Source organism: Arthrobacter pityocampae, assembly GCF_002927275.1.
GTDB classification, from domain to species: Bacteria; Actinomycetota; Actinomycetes; order Actinomycetales; family Micrococcaceae; genus Arthrobacter_D; species Arthrobacter_D pityocampae.
Genome location: NZ_PRKW01000006.1, coordinates 49,300 through 68,639 on the forward strand (window position 1 = coordinate 49,300; position 19,340 = coordinate 68,639).

At 70.7% G+C, this 19,340-nt stretch carries 20 protein-coding genes; 6 read left to right on the forward strand and 14 right to left on the reverse strand.

Annotated elements, in window-relative coordinates:
* Positions 1–167: 167 nt before the first annotated feature.
* From C4K88_RS14205 to C4K88_RS14265, 13 genes are all read right to left on the reverse strand, one after another.
* Positions 168–1,049: a C40 family peptidase gene (locus C4K88_RS14205; protein WP_104122301.1), complete on the reverse strand. Its 882-nt coding sequence runs from the start codon at positions 1,047–1,049 to the stop codon at positions 168–170.
* Positions 1,046–1,480 (reverse strand): flagellar export protein FliJ, encoded by a 435-nt coding sequence (locus C4K88_RS14210; RefSeq protein WP_104122302.1) that lies wholly within the window; start codon positions 1,478–1,480, stop codon positions 1,046–1,048. Before C4K88_RS14210 ends, C4K88_RS14205 begins: the two co-directional genes overlap by 4 nt.
* On the reverse strand, positions 1,480–2,808 hold the full coding sequence (locus C4K88_RS14215) for a FliI/YscN family ATPase (protein WP_104122303.1): 1,329 nt from the start codon (positions 2,806–2,808) through the stop codon (positions 1,480–1,482). Before C4K88_RS14215 ends, C4K88_RS14210 begins: the two co-directional genes overlap by 1 nt.
* The gene (locus tag C4K88_RS14220) at positions 2,805–3,410 is read right to left on the reverse strand and encodes a FliH/SctL family protein (protein ID WP_104122304.1); all 606 of its coding nucleotides are present in this window, start codon (positions 3,408–3,410) and stop codon (positions 2,805–2,807) included. The genes C4K88_RS14215 and C4K88_RS14220 overlap by 4 nt, the downstream gene beginning before the upstream one ends.
* Positions 3,400–4,422 carry a flagellar motor switch protein FliG gene (gene fliG, locus C4K88_RS14225; protein ID WP_104122305.1) on the reverse strand — a complete coding sequence of 341 codons (1,023 nt, stop codon included), beginning with the start codon at positions 4,420–4,422 and terminating at the stop codon, positions 3,400–3,402. Before fliG ends, C4K88_RS14220 begins: the two co-directional genes overlap by 11 nt.
* Positions 4,419–6,059 carry a flagellar basal-body MS-ring/collar protein FliF gene (gene fliF, locus C4K88_RS14230; protein ID WP_104122306.1) on the reverse strand — a complete coding sequence of 547 codons (1,641 nt, stop codon included), beginning with the start codon at positions 6,057–6,059 and terminating at the stop codon, positions 4,419–4,421. Before fliF ends, fliG begins: the two co-directional genes overlap by 4 nt.
* Positions 6,059–6,361 (reverse strand): flagellar hook-basal body complex protein FliE, encoded by a 303-nt coding sequence (gene fliE / locus C4K88_RS14235; protein WP_104122307.1) that lies wholly within the window; start codon positions 6,359–6,361, stop codon positions 6,059–6,061. The genes fliF and fliE overlap by 1 nt, the downstream gene beginning before the upstream one ends.
* Positions 6,361–6,753, reverse strand: a complete 393-nt coding sequence (locus C4K88_RS14240) for a flagellar basal body rod protein FlgC (RefSeq protein ID WP_104122308.1) — start codon at positions 6,751–6,753, stop codon at positions 6,361–6,363. Before C4K88_RS14240 ends, fliE begins: the two co-directional genes overlap by 1 nt.
* Positions 6,753–7,094 (reverse strand): flagellar basal body rod protein FlgB, encoded by a 342-nt coding sequence (locus C4K88_RS14245; protein ID WP_104122309.1) that lies wholly within the window; start codon positions 7,092–7,094, stop codon positions 6,753–6,755. The genes C4K88_RS14240 and C4K88_RS14245 overlap by 1 nt, the downstream gene beginning before the upstream one ends.
* Before the next feature lie 123 nt (positions 7,095–7,217).
* Positions 7,218–7,799 carry a hypothetical protein gene (locus C4K88_RS14250; protein WP_104122310.1) on the reverse strand — a complete coding sequence of 194 codons (582 nt, stop codon included), beginning with the start codon at positions 7,797–7,799 and terminating at the stop codon, positions 7,218–7,220.
* Positions 7,789–8,241 carry a flagellar export chaperone FliS gene (fliS, locus tag C4K88_RS14255; protein ID WP_174705251.1) on the reverse strand — a complete coding sequence of 151 codons (453 nt, stop codon included), beginning with the start codon at positions 8,239–8,241 and terminating at the stop codon, positions 7,789–7,791. The genes C4K88_RS14250 and fliS overlap by 11 nt, the downstream gene beginning before the upstream one ends.
* Positions 8,242–8,250: 9 nt before the next feature.
* Positions 8,251–9,627, reverse strand: coding sequence for a flagellar filament capping protein FliD (gene fliD / locus C4K88_RS14260; protein ID WP_104122312.1), 1,377 nt, complete (start codon positions 9,625–9,627; stop codon positions 8,251–8,253).
* A gap of 156 nt (positions 9,628–9,783) precedes the next feature.
* Complete coding sequence (locus C4K88_RS14265; protein WP_104122313.1) at positions 9,784–10,614, reverse strand: flagellin N-terminal helical domain-containing protein; 831 nt, start codon at positions 10,612–10,614, stop codon at positions 9,784–9,786.
* Positions 10,615–10,884: 270 nt separating this feature from the next.
* On the opposite strand from C4K88_RS14265, the gene C4K88_RS14270 reads away from it, so the two are divergent.
* From C4K88_RS14270 to C4K88_RS14290, 5 genes are all read left to right on the forward strand, one after another.
* Positions 10,885–13,134, forward strand: coding sequence for a putative bifunctional diguanylate cyclase/phosphodiesterase (locus C4K88_RS14270; protein ID WP_146065703.1), 2,250 nt, complete (start codon positions 10,885–10,887; stop codon positions 13,132–13,134).
* Positions 13,135–13,249: 115 nt separating this feature from the next.
* Complete coding sequence (locus C4K88_RS14275) at positions 13,250–13,747, forward strand: flagellar protein FlgN (protein ID WP_104122315.1); 498 nt, start codon at positions 13,250–13,252, stop codon at positions 13,745–13,747.
* Positions 13,748–13,754: 7 nt separating this feature from the next.
* Complete coding sequence (flgK, locus tag C4K88_RS14280; RefSeq protein ID WP_104122316.1) at positions 13,755–15,140, forward strand: flagellar hook-associated protein FlgK; 1,386 nt, start codon at positions 13,755–13,757, stop codon at positions 15,138–15,140.
* Between the two features lie 12 nt (positions 15,141–15,152).
* Positions 15,153–16,028, forward strand: coding sequence for a flagellar hook-associated protein FlgL (flgL, locus tag C4K88_RS14285; protein ID WP_104122317.1), 876 nt, complete (start codon positions 15,153–15,155; stop codon positions 16,026–16,028).
* Positions 16,025–16,396, forward strand: coding sequence for a flagellar assembly protein FliW (locus C4K88_RS14290; protein WP_104122318.1), 372 nt, complete (start codon positions 16,025–16,027; stop codon positions 16,394–16,396). The genes flgL and C4K88_RS14290 overlap by 4 nt, the downstream gene beginning before the upstream one ends.
* Before the next feature lie 133 nt (positions 16,397–16,529).
* On the opposite strand, the gene C4K88_RS14295 is transcribed toward C4K88_RS14290, so the two are convergent.
* Positions 16,530–17,369 carry an aldo/keto reductase gene (locus C4K88_RS14295; RefSeq protein ID WP_104122319.1) on the reverse strand — a complete coding sequence of 280 codons (840 nt, stop codon included), beginning with the start codon at positions 17,367–17,369 and terminating at the stop codon, positions 16,530–16,532.
* A gap of 118 nt (positions 17,370–17,487) precedes the next feature.
* Here C4K88_RS14295 and C4K88_RS14300 point away from each other — a divergent pair, with 118 nt between their 5' ends.
* On the forward strand, positions 17,488–19,332 hold the full coding sequence (locus C4K88_RS14300) for a sigma-70 family RNA polymerase sigma factor (protein WP_104122320.1): 1,845 nt from the start codon (positions 17,488–17,490) through the stop codon (positions 19,330–19,332).
* Positions 19,333–19,340 lie beyond the last annotated feature (8 nt).

A 19,340-nucleotide genomic window follows, 5' to 3' on the forward strand; every position in this document is an offset into this window, starting at 1 on the left:
GCCGATTCCCCGGTCGCCCGTGACCTCGCCCGGGCGCTCCCCAACGTGCGTCCGGTACAGGTCGCCGAAGGACGCCGCCGAGTTCCTGTCGCGGGACCCGACACCCGGACGGAACGGATCGCCTGCTGCGCGCGGAACGGCGGCGGCGGGCGGCCCCTGAACGGGCGTCATCGCGCCATGCTCGCGAGGAAGGCAGCCTGGGCCGAGAGGGCCGCGTCGACCGATTCGGAGACCGCCGGCGCTGCGACAGGGGCACCCATAGCTGCAGCCCCTGCGGGATCCGTCGGCAGGATGCGGCGGATGGTGGTGATGTTCGCGTCGGTCTCCCACATGTCCCGGACCGCGACGGTCTTGCCGGGTTGCGGGGCATCGATCGCCTTGCCTCCGCCGAGGTACATGGACACGTGGCCGCCGTCGAAGCTGAACAGGAGGTCACCAGGCTGGGCCTGCGCGAGCGACGGGACCTGCGTCCCCGCGTTCATCTGGTCCCAGGTCACGCGCGGCAACTGGATGCCGATGTCCGAGTACGCACGCTGCACGAAGCTCGAGCAGTCGAGGCCCGACGCCGGGTCGGTGCCGCCCCAGACGTAGGGGACACCCTCGTAGGACCGCGCAGCCTCGATAAGCCGGGCCGCGTCCGCGGAGGCCGGAACGGGAACCGGCGCGGTGTCCGCAGGCACGACGGGCGCCGGTGATTCGGCAGCGGGAGCAACGACCGGGGCGGCGTCGGCCGCACCGGCGCCGACGACACCCGACGTACCGGACGCACCCGATGCACCCGATGCACCCGATGCACCCGATGCACCCGGAGCAGCGGACGGACCCGGAGTACCGGAGGCACCCGCGAGCGCATTGGCGAACAGATCCGCCGACGAACCCGCCGCCGCCTTCGACGATCCCGTCGAAGTGGCGCTCGCCGCCGAGGCCCCGGCAGAGGAGGCGCCCGCCGTCGTTGCCGGAGCAGCCTGCGCCCGCGTCGGCGGGGTGGAGAGCATGGTCAGGGTGGACTGGATCTGCTGGATACGGCCCACCGCGTCGGTGATCGTCATGGTCTTTCCTCTGCACCGCGCCGGGCACTGCTGACCGAGGCGAGTTCGTCGAGGACACGCTGCTCGGCGCCGATCAGCGCCGCAGCCTCCGTGTCCCGGTGGCGGTCCTCGAGCTTCTCGAGACCCATGGTCGCCGCGCGTGCTGCGCGGTACTGGTCCTGTGCACGGTGCTGCTCACCCTGCAGGTGCGCCTCGAGGGCGTGGAGGTCGGCCATCATGCTGCGTGCCGAGGCCCTGGCCGCGGCCACTGCATAGAGCGATGCCGAGCCCGCGGGGCTGATGTCCGTGCCGTCGAGGGCGTCGTTCAGCACCTCGGCGCGGGTGCGTGATGACCGGAGGCGTTCGTTCGCTGCCGCCAGGGATCCCGCGGCCTCCTCCTCGCGCAGCTGGCGCAGCCGGAGCAGGCCCGCCAGGGGGAACTGTCGTGCCATCAGGAGACTCCCATCGAGGTGGTGAGGTGGGCGAGGCGGTTCCAGGCGTCGTCGAACGGGGTCTGCTCGTCCATCCGCTGCTGCAGGAACGCGGTGATCCCGGCCTCGTGGTTCAGCGCGGCGTCGACCAGCGGATTGGACCCGCGGGCGTACGCACCGACGTCGATGAGATCCTGGGCTGCCTTCCGCGCGGCGAGCGTCCTGCGCAGGACGGCGGCGACCGCCGCCTGCTCGCGCGTGGTCACACGGGACGCCACCCGTGAGATCGAGGCCAGCGGGTCGATCGACGGGAAGTGTCCTGCGACGGCGAGCTTGCGGTCGAGCACCACGTGCCCGTCGAGGATGGACCGTGCCGCGTCGGCGACGGGCTCGTTGTGGTCGTCGCCGTCCACGAGCACGGTGTACATGCCGGTCACGGACCCTCTCGCGCCGGTCCCGGCACGTTCGAGGAGCTGGGCGAGCAGGGAGAAGGTGGACGGCGGGTAGCCGCGGGTGGCGGGTGGTTCGCCGACGCTCAGGCCGATCTCGCGCTGCGCCATCGCGACCCGCGTGAGCGAGTCCATCATGAGCATGACGTCGGCGCCGCCGTCACGGAACGCCTCCGCGATCCGGGTGGCCACGAACGCGGCACGCAGGCGCAGGAGCGCCGGTTCGTCCGACGTCGAAACGACCACGATCGAGCGGGCGAGGCCCTCGGCACCGAGATCGTCCTCGAGGAAGTCCCGCACCTCACGGCCGCGCTCCCCCACGAGGGCGATCACGGAGACGGCGGCGTCCGTGCCGCGGGCGATCATCGACAGCAGCGAGGACTTGCCGACCCCGGACCCGGCGAACAGACCCATCCGCTGCCCGCGGCCCACCGTGGTGAGCGTGTCCATCACACGCACGCCGAGCTGGAGCGGTTCGGTGATGCGGGTGCGTTCCAGCGCAGGCGGCGGCGTGTTGTCCAGCGACACCCACGCGACATCGGTGAGCGGCCCCCGCCCGTCGATGGGCCGACCCACGCCGTCGAGCACGCGGCCCAGCAGCCCCGGACCCACCGGCACCAGGAGCGGACCCCCGTGCGCACGGACGGGGGCTCCCGCCTGGATCCCGGAGAGGTGGGCGTACGGCATGCAGCGCAGCCCGGTGAGCGAGGCAGCGACCACCTCGGCATCGACGGTGCCGGAGCCGGCGGTGGGGTCCCCGATCGTGACGACGTCCCCGATGGCGCAGTCGAGGCCCACGACGTCGACGCCGAGTCCCACGACGGACGCGACCCTGCCGTACCGCTGGGGCGCGGCGGCAGCGCGGGCGAGGCCGACGGCGTCGTCGATGGCGAGGCTCATGCGGCACCCCCTGCGGCGAGGGCGGTCCGCACACGGGCGAGGGCGGTGCCGAGGCGTGCATCCACATGGCCGTCCGGGCACTCCGCGACGGCGTCGCCGCGTTGGAGGGAGGCATCGGGCACGAGCTGCACGGTGGCCGGCGCGTCATCCGGGCTGAGCAGGGCGAGGTCCGCGGGATGCAGGCGCACAGTGCGCACCTGCACATCCTCCGCTCCCTGGAGGGCCCGCGCGACGGCGGCTCGCGCCGAGGACGGCCCGTCCTCCAGGGCCCGGCCCAGCAGGGCCTCGGTGATGTGGACGGCGGCGTCGAGGATCCGGGTGCGGGCCTCGTCCAGGACCGGGGCGGTCCGCGCGTCGAAGGCCCGCGCTGCTGCGTCGAGGACCCGCAGTCGCTCCGCGAGGGCGTCATCGGCCCGTGCGCGGGCGGCGGCGTGGTCGGCCTCGAGCCGTAGGCGGCGCTCCGCGAGTTCGGCGCGGGCGAGGGCCAGCCCGTCGGCGTACCCGGCGGCGTGCCCCTGGGCGACGGCGGCGTGGTGCGTGGCCTGCCCCGAGCCGGGACCGAGACGCGGGAAGGCGACGGGGGTCAGGGCGTCAGTCGACATACTCGTCCTCCTCCCCGCGCTGGATGGTGATGGTGCCCTGCGCCTCGAGGTCGCGGATGGCGCGCACCACCTCGGCGCGGGCCTCCTCGATCTGCGACATGCGGACGGGCCCGACGGCGCGGATCTCGTCGTCGAGGATCTCCCGGTTGCGCTCGGAGACGTTGGAGCGGATCACGGTGACCACGGCTTCGGCGGCGCCCTTCATCGCGAGGGCGAGGACGGCGGTGTCGATGCCGCGCAGCACCTGCTGCACGTCGCGACGCTCGAAGTGGACGATGTCCGCGAAGGTCAACATGCGGGCGCGGACCTCCTCGGCCAGGGCCGGGTCACGGGTCTCGAGGCCGTCGAGCAGTGCGCGTTCGGTGCCGATGTCGGCCCGGTTGATGATGTCCACGAGCGGCTGGATGCCGCCGATCGCCGTCGTGCCCCGCCGCGGCGCCGCGACGGCACCGGCCCGGATCCTGATGGTGTCGGCCACGATGGACACGGCCTCCGGCGTCGCGGAGCCCATGGTCGCGATGCACTGGGCCACGTCGGTGCCGGTGTCCTGGTTCAGGGCGGCCAGGACCACCGACGCGCGCTCCGGCTTGAGGTGCGCGAGGACCAGGGCGATGGTCTGCGGGAGCTCGCCCTCGAGGACGGTCTGGATCTGGCCGGGCTCCACGCTGTCGAGGAACTCGAAGGACTTCCCGGCCGCGGTCGAGGCCAGGCGCCCCACCACGCCCGCTGCACGCTCCGCGCCGAAGGAGGACTCGAGCAGCCCGATGGCCACGTCCATCCCGCCGCGCGTCCGGCGTCGGCCGCTGGTGCTCAGCTCGTGGAACTCGGCGAGTGCCTCCTCGGCGGCGGCGGGCTCCACCCGGCGCAGGCGCACGATCTCCGCGACGATCTCCTCGGCCTCGGCCTCGGACATCTGCTTGAGGACCTCGGACGCCCGGTGCTGATCGAGCTGCATGAGCACCATGGCGGCCTTCTGCGTCCCGGTCACGGCCGTGCGGGCGAGCGTGCTCATACGCTCTGCCTGTCATCCATCATGCTGCGCAGGAGTTCGGCCGTCTTCGCGGGGTCCTGGGTGGCGAGGGCTTCGACCTCGGCACGCATGCGGTCGAGGTCGGATTCCGCCGTCTTGGCCTGCAGCGCGGCCTGCACCGCGGCGACGTCGATCGTGGTGGTGTTCGGGACCGGTTCCAGGGGCGCGAGGAGGGCCACCGCAGGATCGATCGCGGGGGTGCTCGGCGCCGGGATCGCCGGGTAGACGCCCTGCAGCTCCCCGAGATCGAGCGGTTCGCGCCGCTGGCGGCGTGACCGGCGTGCGTAGATGATGAGCGCCACGATGGCGACGAACAGGATGGCCGCCACGATGGAGAGCGTCCGGATGAGCTCGGCCCGCTGCTGCTCCGCGGCGGCATCCGCTGCGTCCGCGAGGGCGTCCGCGGCGGCGTTGGCCCCGGCGTCGCTGAACGGTAGTTCCTCGACCGTCACCACGTCGCCGCGTGCGGTGTCCACGCCGGCGGCGCTGGAGACGACGGCGGTGAGGGCTGCGACGTCCATGTTGGCCGTGGCGCCGCGGTTCACCGCGACTGAGATGGTCTGGCGGTTGATCCCACCGGAGGGCACGGTGGTGGACTCCGTGGTCTTGTTCACGGCGTTGTTGCGCGTGCTCGTCACGGAGTTGAAGGTGCCGTCACCCTTGGCGCCGTCCTCGGGGACGGCGATGTTGTCCGGACCCAGGACGCCGGCCTGGGCGCCTCCGGCCCCCTCGTAGTCCTCGGTGGAGGTGGACTCGTTGAGCGCGGGGGCGTCCTCGGGCGTCGTGAAGGTCTCCTCGACACGCTCGGCGCTCTCGCGCTTCATGTCCGCCGCCACGGCGACGGTCGCGTTGCCGACCCCGACCACGCGGTCGAGCATGGCCTGCACCGACGCCTGGATTCGCTTCTCGTAGTCCGAGGCCTGCTGGTCGCTACCGCCGGTCGCGCCGACGCCGACCGCCGAGAGCACGCGGCCCTCGGAGTCGATGACGGCGACGTCCGCGGCGTCCATGCGGTCGATCGAGGCGGAGGTCAGGTGCGTGATCGCCTGCACCTGATCGCTCGAGAGTGTGGCACCCGGGTTGGTCTCCACGAAGACCGACGCCGTCGGCTTGCCCTGCTCGGCCACGAATACGGTGTCCTCGGGGACGGCGAGGCGGACGGTCGCGGCCTTGACGCCGTCGATCGCGGAGACCGTCGCGGCGAGCTCCCCCTCGAGCGCCCGCTTGTAGGTGGTGGACTGCTGGAACTCGGAGGACGTGACCCCCATGTCGTCGAGCAGCGAGTAGCCCCCGGTCGACGACGACGGCAGGCCCGCCGAGGCGGCCTTGATCCGCTGGTCGTACACCGCGGTCTCGGGGACGAGGATGGTGCCGCCACCCTGGGTCAGCTCGTACGGCACGCCGTCGGTCTGCAGCTGGTCGACGATGGTGCTGGCGTCCTCACCGCTCAGCCCCGAGAACAGCGGGGTGTAGGAGGGCTTGGAGAGCCAGGACGTGAGGGCGATCCCGCCGAGCACGAGCACGGCGACACCGATGATGGCGATGGTGCGCTGGGCGATGGTGAAGCTCTTCACGGCGTCACCCAGGCGGGTGGCTGCGGTGGACAGGGGCGTGGGCATCAGGCCTGCATCCTCATGATCTCGTTGAAGGCGTCAACGCCCTTGTTCCGGACGGCCGCGACGAGCTCCAGCGTCACCTGGGCCCGTGTGGAGGCGAGGGTGGCGTTGTGGATGTCCGTCAGGTCGCCGGTGACGGCCTGCACGGAGAGAGCGTTCGACGTCGACTGCAGGCCCTGGAGATTGTCCACGGCCGAGGTGAGGGACGACGCGAAGCCTTCACCGCCGGCGTCGGAGACGGCTCCGACGGAGGGCAGGTAGGAGGTGGCGGCCGGCTGGACGGCGGCGATGGCGGGGACGGGCATCAGGAGCGTCCGATCTGGAGGGCTGCTTCGTAGGTGGCTTTGGCGCGGTCGACGACGGCGGCGTTGGCCTGATAGCCGCGCTGCGCCATGATGAGCTGCCCCATCTGGGCGCTCATGTCGATGTCGGGGTAGCGGACGTAACCGTCCGCGTCCGCGAGGGGGTGGGTGGGTTCGTGGACCATGCGGCCCTCGGCGCTGCCGAACTCGGCGCCGGCCACGTAAGCGCCCTGCCCGTTCCCGTCGGCGCGGGCCGTGACGTAGCGCTGCTGGAAGGCTGCGCCGTCGGTCGCGGTGACCGTGTTGGCGTTGGCCATGTTGTCCGCGACGGCGTCGAGCCACTTGCGGTGCAGGGTCAGCCCCGTGCCGGAGATGCCGATGGCGTCGAAGGTCATCAGTTGGTCCTCAGGGCGGTGCGGAGGCTGGTGAAGGGGCCCTCAACGGCGCGGGCCGCGAACTGGAAGCGCAGGACGGTGTCGATGTTGGAGAGCGTCTCCGTGTCCATGTTGACGTTGCTGCCGTTGAGCCGGGTGGGTTCCAGGGAGGTGTCGGTGGTGGCCTGCACGCTGCCGTCCCCCATGGCCACCGAGCGCGCCAGGGCGTCCTCGAAGCTGACCCGCTGCGCGTGGAAGCCAGGGGTGTTGACGTTGGCGATGTTGTTCGCGGTGACGCGCTGGCGCAGGGCGAGCCCGTCGAGGGCACTGCGCAGGGCGAGCGAGGACACTGAATCGAGCACGGCGGCAGAACCTCTTCTGGCAAGGCTGAGCGGCCGATCCATGGCCTGGGGGTGAGCGATCCATGCTCACCGGCCACTATCGGACGTGCCCGGGCCCGCCGTTAGGTCCTCTTCGGGGGAACTTCAGCCCGTGACGTCGAGATACACGGCCGACTGCCGCGGGGCGGTCGCCGCCTGGACGGTCCCGAGGGCGTTCCGGTGGCGCCGCAGGGTGTCGGCGTCGGCCGTCAGCTGCGCGAGAGCTGCCCGCTGGCGCTCACTGATGCTGCGCGCACGCGGGAGGAGTTCGGCGGGGATGGGGCCCTCGACCCGAGGCGGGATCCACCCGGCGAGGACGGCGGTCTGACGCTGGAGGTCACCGACCGCGGAGATGCTCGCCGCGGCGTCCCCGGTGGCGGCGCCACCGGTCACGGTCCAAGACGGGACGACGCCGTCGCCGGTCGTCCTGAGCGCGGCGTCCGTGGGGCCGTCGGGCGCCGTCCCGGGGTCGGCGTCGGCGGCGGACGCGGCATTTGCGGGGGTCCCGGATGCGGCATCCAGGGCCGTTTCCAGCGCCGCTTCCAGGGCGTCCAGAACCGCCGTCCAGGCTTTCAGGGCCGCCGTCGCCGTCGGGCTGTCGGGATCTGTCGGATTGTCGGAATCTATCGGGCTGCCGGGGCCCCTCAAGTTGTCGGGGTCCCTCAGGTTGTCGGGATCAACCGACACCGAGCACTCCGAGGGAGCGGGGCGCGGCCTCGTCCTGCTGGGGCGCAGGCACCTGGCTCGCAGGCGCCTGGCCCGTGCTGGCCGCTTCGTGCCACGCCTGGCGCAGTGGCTCGAGGATCTCGGCGCATTCCGCCGTTCTGGCGCGATCCCGCCGGGTGTTGGCTTCGATCAGGGTCTGCCGGACGTAGGTGTAGAGGGACATGAGGCCGGCTGCGCCGTCCCACACGTCGGTGCGCAGCGATGACATGAGCTCGCCCACGATGTCCTGTGCATGCAGCAGCTGCTCGGAGGCCTCCGTCCACTCCCCCGCCTCCTGGGCGGCACCGGCGCGGGCCAAGTCGAGCAGCAGGCGGTCGTAGAGCATGGTCAGCAGCCCGGCCGGGGTCGCCGAGAGGACGGCGTCCTGCACGTACTGCGACCGCTTGGCCTGGTATCCGTTCATCTGCAGCATCTAGAGCCCGCTTCCCGTGGGGAGGCCTGCCAGCTGGGATGACAGCCAGTCCCCCTGTGATTGGAGTTGTGAGAGCTGCACCTCGAGTGCCGAGTAGGTGCGCTCCAGGGTGGCCCGGCGCTTCTCGAGCCGGGTGTCCCAGCCGGAGACCTGGTCGTTGAGGCTGCGGACCGTCGATTCCTGGCTCGTGATCCGGCGCGTGAGCTCGCCGTCGTACTTGTCCGACGCGGCCTTGCCTGCGTCCGCGATGCGCGTCGAGAGCTGGGTCAGGGCGTCCTTCACGGCGGCCGGGTCCTTCGCGAGCGCTGCGGCGAACTTGTCGGCGTCGAACTCGACGGTCCCCGAGCGCGTCAGCGTGATGCCGAGCTCCGAGGTCGACTTGCCGTTGATGGGCGCCGTCGCCGCCGTGAGGATCGACTGGGTGATCCCGCGGACGGCGCTGTCGCCCGTGAACCGGCCCGACGTCGGAGCGGCGCTGGCCGTCGCACCCGGTGTGACCTTGGTGTTCGTCTCCACGAAGGAGAAGACGCCCCTCAGGGCCTCCACGAGCTCCTTCGCCTTCGTGGTGGTGGCCTCGGTGTCACGGGACACCGTGACGGAGACCGGTTCGGTGGTGGTCTTGGCGACGGTGACGGAGACGCCGGGGAGGATGTCCGCGAAGGTGTTCGATGACGACGCCACGATCTGCTCGGCCGCGGTCCCGCCCCAGAGGACCACCTCGGCGTCCTGCGCGGCGCGGACGGTGGCTGCGCCCGGCTCGGTGAAGAGATCGGTCGCTGTGCCGGCGGTGACATCTGCCGCGGTGCCGCGGAACACCTCGAAGGCGTGCTCCGCGCCGGGTTCCTGCGCGGTGAACTGGAGGCGGTACTGCTGCACGCCGGCGGCGTCGGTACCGGTGCTGACCTTCGTCGCGGTGATGCCGACGTCGGCCTTGTTCACCCGGGCGACGACGTCGTCGAGGGTTCCGGTGGTCGCGATCTCGGTCGTGGTGCCGTCCTTTGCCCGCAGGGTGAGCGTGGAGGCTGCTGGGGAGAACACCGACATGGCGCCCGTGACGGAGGACTGGGAAGAGGCGAGCTGCTTCACGGTGAAGTCGACGGTGCCGGCGCCGGCGGACGAGGTCGCCGTAGCGGTGGCGGCGTCGGAGCTGCTGGCGACCTTGTAGAGGTCGAGGGCCAGGGGTTTTGCGGTCTTGGTCGCGAGCTCGGTGAGGGAGCTCAAGCGGGTGTTCAGCTGCTGCAGGGCGGTGACGAAGCCCTGCGTCGAGGTGGCCTTCGCCTTCAGGAGCGTCTGCGGGCGGGCTTCCAACTGCATGAGCTGGTTGATCATGTTCGTGGTGTCCAGCCCGCTCGCGATGCCGTCGATGGAGAACGCCATGGGTCTGCCTCTCGGGGCTGGAAGGTGCTGCCTAGTGATCAGGATCAGTCGTGTTCATCAGGACGGGCGGTGCTGGGCAAGCGAATGCACGGCGGCGGGACCTCACGGTCCAGGATCGGCCCCGCCGTCGTGCACTTTCGCCTACATACTCACCGTCTAGCGGAGGAGCTGAAGGACACCCTGGTTCATCTGGTTGGCCTGGGCCAGCATCGCGGTGCCGGCCTGCGAGAGGATGTTCGCGCGGGTGAAGTCCGCCATCTCCTTCGCCATGTCGGTGTCGGTGATGCGGGACTTGGCCGCCGAGAGGTTCTCCTGCGAGACGTTGATGCTGTTGATCGCGGACTCGAAGCGGTTCTGCACGGCACCGAGCTCGGAGCGCGAGGTGGAGACTGCAGTGATCTGCGTATCAAGCGCGGCAATCGTCGTCAGAGCGTTCGCTGCAGAGTCGAACGGCAGGGCACCGATGGTCGCGCCCAGATCCGAGATATTTGCACCCGTAAGGTCAACGCTGATCTGATCATTGACGTCCACGCTTCCTGCACCCACCTGGAAAGTGAGGTCCGCGCTGCCATCGAGAAGCTTGGTGCCATTGAAGTTCGTCGAGTTGCCGATTCGCGTCAGCTCTTCGGACAGCGCGGTGACCTCGGTCTGGATGGCCGTGCGTGCGTCCGCGTTATTGGAGTCGTTACCCGACTGGACGGCCAGGTCACGGACACGCTGCAGGATGCTGTGGACCTCGGTCAGCGCACCTTCAGCGGTCTGGACCACGCTGATGCCGTCCTGGGCGTTACGGGCTGCAACTCCCAGGCCACCGATCTGCGAGCGCAGGCCCTCCGAGATCGCCAGACCGGCGGCATCGTCGGCTGCACGGTTGATGCGGAGACCGCTGGAGAGCTTCTCGAGCGACTTGGACATATCGCCCTGAGTGCTGGAGAGGTTGCGGTATGCGGTGTTGGCCGCGGTGTTGGTGTTGATCTGGAAACCCATGATGTATTCCTCCGTGAAAGGGTTGCTATCGCCGGCCCATCCATGGGCCTGCAACCGTAGCTATCGGAACAGCCGGCCCAGGGTGTTAGGAATCCGGAGAACTTTTTTCCGGTCGCCGTCGGCCGAGCGTTATTTGACGCAGCAAATCGCCAGTTTTCCCCGTGGGTTCGGGCTCAGCAGGCCGGATCGACTGCCGGGGTGGAGCGACGGCCGTAGGCTCGATCTCCTACGGTCAGGGTCCTGACCATAGGAGACGGGGAGGAAGTGCCGGTGCTTGCTGAAGCGCACGGAGAACGCACGGCGTGGCGGAGCATGTCCCGGATCCCGGTGATCGCTGCCGTCACCGCGTCGATCCTGTACATCGCGGGCCTCCTCCTCGGCGACCTGGTCCGGTTCGACGTCGTCGGCGTGTGGCTCGGCACCACGGTGGAACTCTCCGCCGTCGCCGTCTGCGTCTGCGCGGTCCTTCGTACACGACTGTCCCAGTGGCAGGTGGTCTTCGGCGCCGCAGCAGTGACCGTGCGCGCCGCAGGAGACGTCTTCTATCTCGCGGCGCTGGACGGGCAGCAGGCCCTCACGGACGTATCGGCCGCTGATATCGCATACTGCGCCTTCTACCCGCTGATGCTCGGCGCCCTAGCGGTCTCGCTCCGCAAGCTGAAGGGCATGACCTGGCCGCTGCTGCTGGACAGCCTCGTCGGTGCCATGGCCGCCGCGGCCGTCATGGCCATGGTCCTCGCGCCGGTCCTGCGCGCCGAGGTCAGTGGAGGTACGGCGTTGGGGGTGGTCGTGATCGTCATCTACCCCCTGCTCGACCTCCTGCTGATCACCGCCGCCGGTGGCCTGCTGGCCTCCCGCGGGATCGATCTCGGGTCGCGCTGGCTGCTGCTCGTCGCCGGACTCACCCTTTTCGCCGCCGCGGATATCGCCTTCGCGCTGGGCATGCGGGACTACGCCGTCGGCTCGATGATCGACGCCGGCTGGATCCTGGGACTCGTCGGCATCGCCCTGTGGCTCGACGGCGTGACGCGTACAGGTACGCCCCTGCGCCGGCGGGACCGCGGCCTGCCTGCTGCCACCGCCCTGATGCTGTCCACCGGGTCGGCCGTAGCCGTCCTGATCATCGGGTGCCAGGTGCCCATCGCCCCCGTCGCCCAGATCCTCGCCGCCCTCACCCTCCTCCTGGCCGCGGTACCCCTGCTGTTCCGGAACCGGATGCTGGTCACCCTCGCGACCACGGACGAGCTGACGGGGCTGCCGAACCGCCGGGGCCTCGTCCAGGACCTCCGAGGCCGGCTGGGCAGGCGCCGTCCCGGGGCACTGTTCTTCCTGGACCTCGACCGCTTCAAGGACGTCAACGACGCCCTGGGGCACGAGGTCGGCGACGCCCTCCTCGTCCAGGTGAGCGAGCGCTTCGCCGGGGCACTGAGGCAGGAGGACCTCCTCGCACGCCTGGGCGGTGACGAATTCGCCGTGTTCCTCGACGGCCTGTCCCGGGAGGACGCCCTGAAGGTGGCGCGGCGGCTGGAAGCGAAACTCACGGAGCCGATCCGCATCGGGACGGCCGCCCTGACGATCAGCGTCAGCATCGGCATCGCCCTCACCCCGGAGAACGGCACCGACATCACCCTCCTGATGCGCAAGGCGGACATCGCCATGTTCCGCGCGAAGTCCACCCGCAGCGGGCACCATCTCTACAGCTCGATGGACGACGACGGCGGCGCACGCAAGCTGAGAACCCTCGAGGAACTCCGGACGGCGCTGGTCGAGGGACAGTTCGAGCTGCACTACCAACCCAAGGTGCACCTCGCCGATGACGCCGTGACCAGCGTCGAGGCCCTGGTCCGATGGAACCACCCTGTCCTCGGGCAGCTGCCGCCGACGTCGTTCCTTCCCATCGCCGAGGAGGCCGGGCTGATGCCGCAGCTCTCCACGCTCGTCCTGGAAGCGGCGGTGGACCAGGCCTCCCGCTGGCATGCCGACGGGATGGCGATCAGCGTCGCCGTCAACCTGTCCGGGTCCTGTATCCAGCAGTACCTCCCCCGGCAGGTCCTGACGCTGCTCGAGCAGCACGACCTGCCGCCGGACTGCCTCATGCTCGAGATCACCGAGGACATGCTGATGGCCGACCCCGCCCATGCCGCCAAGATCCTCGCCCGCCTGCGCACCGCGGGCATCCAGATCTCGATCGACGACTTCGGGACCGGCTACAGCTCCCTGGCGTACCTGCGGGACCTCCCCGCCGATGAGCTCAAACTGGACCGCTCCTTCATCACGGTGATGCGCACCGATCCACGTGCAAGTGGGCTCGTGGGCTCGATCATCGTCCTCGCACACAGCCTCGACCTGCGGGTGGTGGCCGAGGGGGTCGACAACGAGGAGACCCTCATGGAGCTGCGTGCGCTGGGGTGTGACGTGGCGCAGGGCTTCCACTTCGCCAAGCCCCTGCCGGCCGCGGAGGTGGCCCCCTGGATCACCCGGCATGCCCCGATGTCCACGGCCCTGAGCGCTGCCGGTTGAGCCCCTGCCGGTAGGGTGCGACGACGCGACCGGCCACATCCCCTTACATCGCGCCGGATACCGCCGATAGTTCTCCCGGTTCCACCGTCCGTGGCACCGGAGAGGAGGAAGCACCGTGAGCGCCCAGAATCTGTCCGCCCTGCTCTGGCAGGAGCGTGAGCTGCTCGAGCTCCTCGTCTTCAAGCTCGAGGAGGAACAGCTCCTCCTCACCTCCGGCCGGACCCGCTGGCTCCACCACGCCACCCGCGAAGTGGAGCAGGTCCTCGAACGGCTCCGCGACACAGGCCTCGCCCGCGCCGTGCACGCCTCCGGCGTGGCGGAGAGCTGGGGGATCGACGGCACCGCCACCCTCCGCGAACTGGCCGCAGCCGCCCCCGACGAACCGTGGGGTGAGCTGCTGACCGCGCACCTCCAGGCGATGACGGTCCTCGTGGCGCAGATCGGTGCGTTGCGTGACAGCAACCAGCACTTCCTCAAGGCGGCCAGCCGGTCCGCCCAGGAGACCCTCGCGGGGATCGGCACCGGAGCGGGCACCTATGCCGCAGACGGCGCCGCGAGCCACGGCCACCGCCGGGGCCACGCACAACCCACCCTCCTCGACAAGGACATGTAGCGGGACCATGAGCACATTCAGCGGACTCACCACGGCGTACTCAGGGCTCGCCGCAGCGCGGGCCGGCCTCGATGTCACCGGGCAGAACATCGCGAACGCCACCACCCAGGGGTACACCCGGCAGCGGCTCGAGACCGCGGCCACCGCCCCGGCCCGGCCGTCGCTCTTCACCACCGGCGTCCGCGCCGGCGAAGGCGTCCTCGCCACGGGCATCGCCCGGCTCGGCGACGCCCACCTGGAAGCACGCGTCCGCATCACGGCGGGGGCCGCCGGATACACCGCGGTCCGCGCCCAGGCGTTCGCCACGCTCGAGGACGGGCTGCGGGAACCCGGCGCCCACGGAGTCTCCGCGTCCCTCCAGGACTTCTGGGCCGGCTGGCAGGAAGTCTCCAACGCACCCGAGAAGGGCGCTCCGGCGTCGACGCTCCTCGCCGCCGCAGGTCAGCTCACCTCCCGTATCGCCGCCGGCTACCGCGAGGTCGAGTCCCAGTGGGCCACCTCCCGCTCCACGGCCACCGGCCTCGTCACCGAGGTCAACGCCGCCGCCACGCAGGTCGCGGACCTGAACCGGCAGATCCGCTCCGCCGTCGCCGCGGGCACCTCCGCCAACGAGCTCGTGGACCGCCGCACCACCCTGACCTCGACGCTCGCCGCACTGACCGGCGCCACGGTCCGCGACAACGCGAACGGCACGGCCGACGTCCTGGTGGCCGGGAGTGCCCTCGTCTCCGGCGTCACAGCCCGCGCCCTGCAGGTCACCGGACCCGCAGGGCTCGACGGCGCCGGGAGCGTCCAGGTCGAATGGGCGGACCTCCCCGGCGCATCCGCCGGCGTCGAGACCGGCGAACTCGCCGCGACCCTGTCCCTCCTCGCCCGCGCCGAGGACGGCGGGCCCCTCGCCCAGGCCGCCGCCGGGTACGACGCCTTCGCAACGACACTCGCCGAGAAGGTGAACACCCTCCACACCGGCGCCGGCAAGGGCCCGTTCTTCGCCTACGATCCGGACCGCGCCGCGGCGTCCCTCGATGTGCTGCCGACCGGGCGCGACCAGCTCGCCGCCGGCGCCCCGGGCGCCAGCGGATTCGACGGCTCCGTGGCCCTGGCCATCTCGGAGATCGGTCAGGGCTCGGGATCGCCCGACGCCGCGTGGTCGGCGTTCGTCGTCGACCTCGGCGCCGCAGCGCGTACCGAGCTCCAGGGCAACGCCCTCGCCGAGGTCTCCGCCACCAGCGCCCTGCGGCAGCAGCTGGGTGCCACCTCGGTCAGCATGGATGAGGAACAGGTCAACCTGCTGCAGTACCAGCACGCCTATCAGGGCGCCGCGCGCGTGATGACGGCCGTCGACGAGATGCTCGACGTCCTCATCAACCGCATGGGAATCGTCGGACGCTAGGGAAAGGCCACCATGATCACGCGCGTCACCAACCAGACCATGATGCAGGGAGCCCAGCGTTCACTGCAGCACAACCTCGCTCGGCTGTCAGAGCTGCAGGAGAAGGCATCCAGCCAGAAGGCGATCAGCCGCCCCTCCGACGACCCCGCAGCCGCCGGCGAAGCACTGCGCGTCCGCGGCGAGATCCGCGCGAACGAGCAGTACGCCCGGAACATCTCCAACGGCGAAGGCTGGCTCTCCCAGCTCGACAATGCGATGACGACGTCCAAGCGCGCGCTCGACCGCGTCAACGACCTCACCCTGCAGGGCTCCAACTCGTCCCTGCCCCCGGCTGCGCGGGAGGCTCTCGCGCTCGACATCGAATCACTGCGCGGTGAACTCGCCGGCCAGGCGAACGCGACCTACGCCGGCCGGTTCCTGTTCGCAGGGAACACCGACGGATCCGCCGCGCTGCGCCCGGATCTGACCTTCGAGGCCGGTGGGACGGTGGAGCGCAGGGTGGGCCCCGGGCAGACCGTGCGCGTCGACGCGAACGGCGCGGACGTCTTCGGCAGCGGCCCCACCTCGGCGTTCGCTCTCCTGGACACCATCGCCGCGGACCTGCGCGAGGGCAAGGACGTGTCCGTCCACCTGGCCCCGCTCCAGCAGCGTATCCAGGCCGTCACCACCCAGCACAGCGAGATCGGCACCCGCCACGCGCGGCTGCTCGAAGCCAAGGACACCGTCGCCGACGCCTCGCTGGCCCTCGAAGGAGAACGCGCCACCGTGGAAGACATCGACCTCGCCTCCGTGATCCTGGACCTCAAGCTCCAGGAGACCGCCTACCAGAGCGCGCTCGCCGTCTCGGCCCGCGTCCTCCAGCCCTCCCTGATGGACTTCCTGCGATGAGGGCCGCGTTCGTCACCCCTCCCCCGGGGCTCGCACCGCTCACGGACTTCCACCTCGAGCAGGTGCAGGGCGCGGACGGGCTGTTCACCCTCACCGCGGCCCAGGACACGGGGGTGCGCCTGTTCCTTCTCGACGCCGCCACCTACGTGCCGCAGTACAGCCCACATTTCTCGGACGCGCAGCGTGGCGTCCTCGGGCCGGACGTCCCCGACGCCCACCTGTTCGTCGTCGCCAATCCCGGCCCCAGCGGGACGACCGTGAACCTGGCCGCCCCGATCGTCCTCGATCCGGTGACGGGACGCTGCGCACAGCTGATCCTCGAGGGAACCGACTACTCGCTCCGGGCGTCCCTGGCCCAGGCTGCCTGAGACCGCCCGGCGACGACAGGAGCCGCCCGGCGATGCCGGGCGGCTCCTTGGATGTCACGTCGTTGAATATTCGTGGCGGGTTCCGCCGTCGCATACCCACCACACGTGCTCAGTGAGCACGCTGACGCGGAGGTTACGCGAAGTCGGCCGTCGCGGGGTCGGCGCCGATGCGGCCGGCCGCACCCTTGTCCAGCCCGTTGATGGCCTCGATGTCCTCGTCCTCGAGCTTCACGTCGAGGGACTCCCAGTTCTCGATGATGCGGGATTCCGTGACGGACTTCGGGATGACCACGTTGCCGAGCGCGAGGTGCCAGGCGAGGACGACCTGCGCGGGTGTGGCGTCACGCTTCTGCGCGATGTCCTGCAGCACGGCGTCGTCGAGCAGTCCCTTGCCGGAGCCGATGGGCGACCACGACTCGTGGAGGATGCCCTTCTCGGCCTCGAACGCACGGAGCTCGGACTGGTTCAGGTAGGGGTGCGTCTCCACCTGGTTGATGACGGGGACCACGCCGGTGGCGTCGATGATCTCGGTCAGGGCCTCGATGGTGAAGTTCGAGACGCCGATGCTCTTGACGCGGCCCTGCTTCTGCAGCTCGATGAGCGCCTTCCACGTGTCCAGGTACTTGCCCTGCTTGGGCTGCAGCCAGTGGATGAGGTAGAGGTCGAGGGTCTCGAGGCCGAGACGCTCCATGGACTCCTCGAACGCCTTCAGCGTGCTCTCGTAGCCCTGGTCGGCGTTCCACAGCTTCGTGGTGATGAACATTTCGTCGTGGCTCAGGCCGGACGACGCGATGGCGCGGCCCACGCCGGCTTCGTTCCCGTAGATCTTGGCGGTGTCGATGTGGCGGTAGCCGGCCTTGAAGGCCTTGCCGACGACGTCCTCGGCCACGTTGTCCTCGACCTGCCACACTCCGTACCCGAGCTGCGGGATCGTGTGGCCGTCGTTGAACGTAAGATTTGGTGATGTAGTCATATAGGCGGGAACCAAGGATGCAGCCCGTTTATTTCGGTTCCCACCGACAACTATCAGCCGACATACTTTCGCAGGCCCTGGTGGCCGCGGCGATCGGCCCGGAGGACGGGGATGGGACGTGCTCGACGACTACGACGCCCGCGCCGCACTCCATGACGCCGCCTACCGGTATGCCTTCCGCCGCTCGCTCTCGGTGCGGCTCGCGACCTCCGCGGCACGGGAGGCCATCGATTACCTGCACGCCGCCCCCGCTGCCGGTCTGCACGACCCGGGCGACCCGGCTGACCCCGCCGAGGGCGCAACGTCCGCCGCTGAGTCCGACCGCGTCGCCGTGCTCCGTGCAGCAAGGAGTGTCCTGCAGCGCTACCTCCCGACGACGCTGCCGCCCCGCGCTGTCGGTGACCCCGCCTTGCAGACCGCCCTCGCCGATCTGGCCCCCGCGGATCGTGAACTCCTCCTCCTGCACCACTGGGACGGCCTCCCGGTGGAGGACGCCGCCCGGCTGGCGGGCGGTAACCCCGGACGCCTCCCCGCCGTCGAGGCTGCCTGCGCGCAGGAGGTACGGCAGCGGGGTGCGTCGGCCGGTGACGCTGCGGCCGATCATGCGCCTGCCGGTGACACGACGACCGGTGGTGCGGCGGTCAGTGATGCTGCGGCCGGTGATGCTGTCCTGTCGACGACGCTGGCCGCCCTCCTCTCCGCAGCCGATCCCGCCGCAGCGATCTCCGTCGAGGACCTGGTCCGCAGCCGCCAGGCCCTGCCTGGAACCGCAACAGGTCCCGGGGCCGGGGTCCGGCCGGAGACCCGGGCCGTGACCACGCCGTCGATCGTGCCGTCGACCACCGGGCAGCAGCGCGTCACGACGGCCGCAGCGGGATCCGCACCCCTCGCGGCGGCCGGTGAAGGGCAGGTGGCCCCCTCCTCCCCCGGAACCGCACCGGGGTCAGCCACTCCGATGCCGGCCCCCGACGCGCCGGACGACGTCCCCGCCGCGACCAGGGACTTCCCCCGCTTCCTCACGCGCCCCGGCGCTCCCGGTCGCAGGGCCCAGGTGGCCCTCGGAACCTTCTGCCTCCTCGCCGTCGTCGCAGGCCTGACCGCTGTCCTTTTCCCGCGGGCCGCGCCAGGCCCGGCCGGCGAGGCCGAGCGTCTGTTCGCCCTCGCCGACGTCGTCGCCGTCGTGTCGATCGCGGACCTGACACCCACGCAGGTCGACGGCGAACTGCGGATGCTGCAGGCCGCGGCGGTGGTGCAGATCGTGAAGGGCGACGCCGAGGAGAGCACCCTGACCATCGACGTCACCGGTCGGAGCACCCTCGAGCGCCCCTTCAGCCGGGATCTCTTCACGCCGGACCGGCTGATGTTCCTGGTGCGCGACGACGACGGCGTCCTCTCGCCGATCGAGGGGGACGCGTCGGTCCTGACCCTGATCGACCGCCGTTCCCCGGAAACGACGACGATCGCGGGAGACCCTGCACCGCTGCCGGACGCACTCCGCAACGCGATCGACGCCCTGCCCCTGGATGAACTCGCGCTCGACACGAACGGGACGGCCCCGGGGCTGGTGGCCGAGGATGCCGTCCTGGGCATCCGCCCGCCCGAGGACGACGACGTACAGAACCGCCCCCGCAACCCGCTCGGCTCGTTCCGGGTCCTGCCCACGGCGGACGACCGGGCGTGCGCGGTCTTCGAGTACGACGGACGGTCGGTCCTCCTGCGCTGGCCCGAAGGGTTCTCGGCCTACGAGCGCACGGAGGTGCTGGCCTATCCGAACGGGGACCCCCGGCGCGGCCGGCAGGTGCTGACGGTCCTGAACGACCGCGGCTACCCGTACGTGGACCACCAGCGGCAGGTCCCGTTCATCGGCGGCACACCGACCGGCCGGCGGGACGAGTGCGGTGGTGAGGAGCTCGAGGTGTGGGACATCGCCGTCGAACCCGGAACCACCCTGCTGACCTACTGACGCCGGCC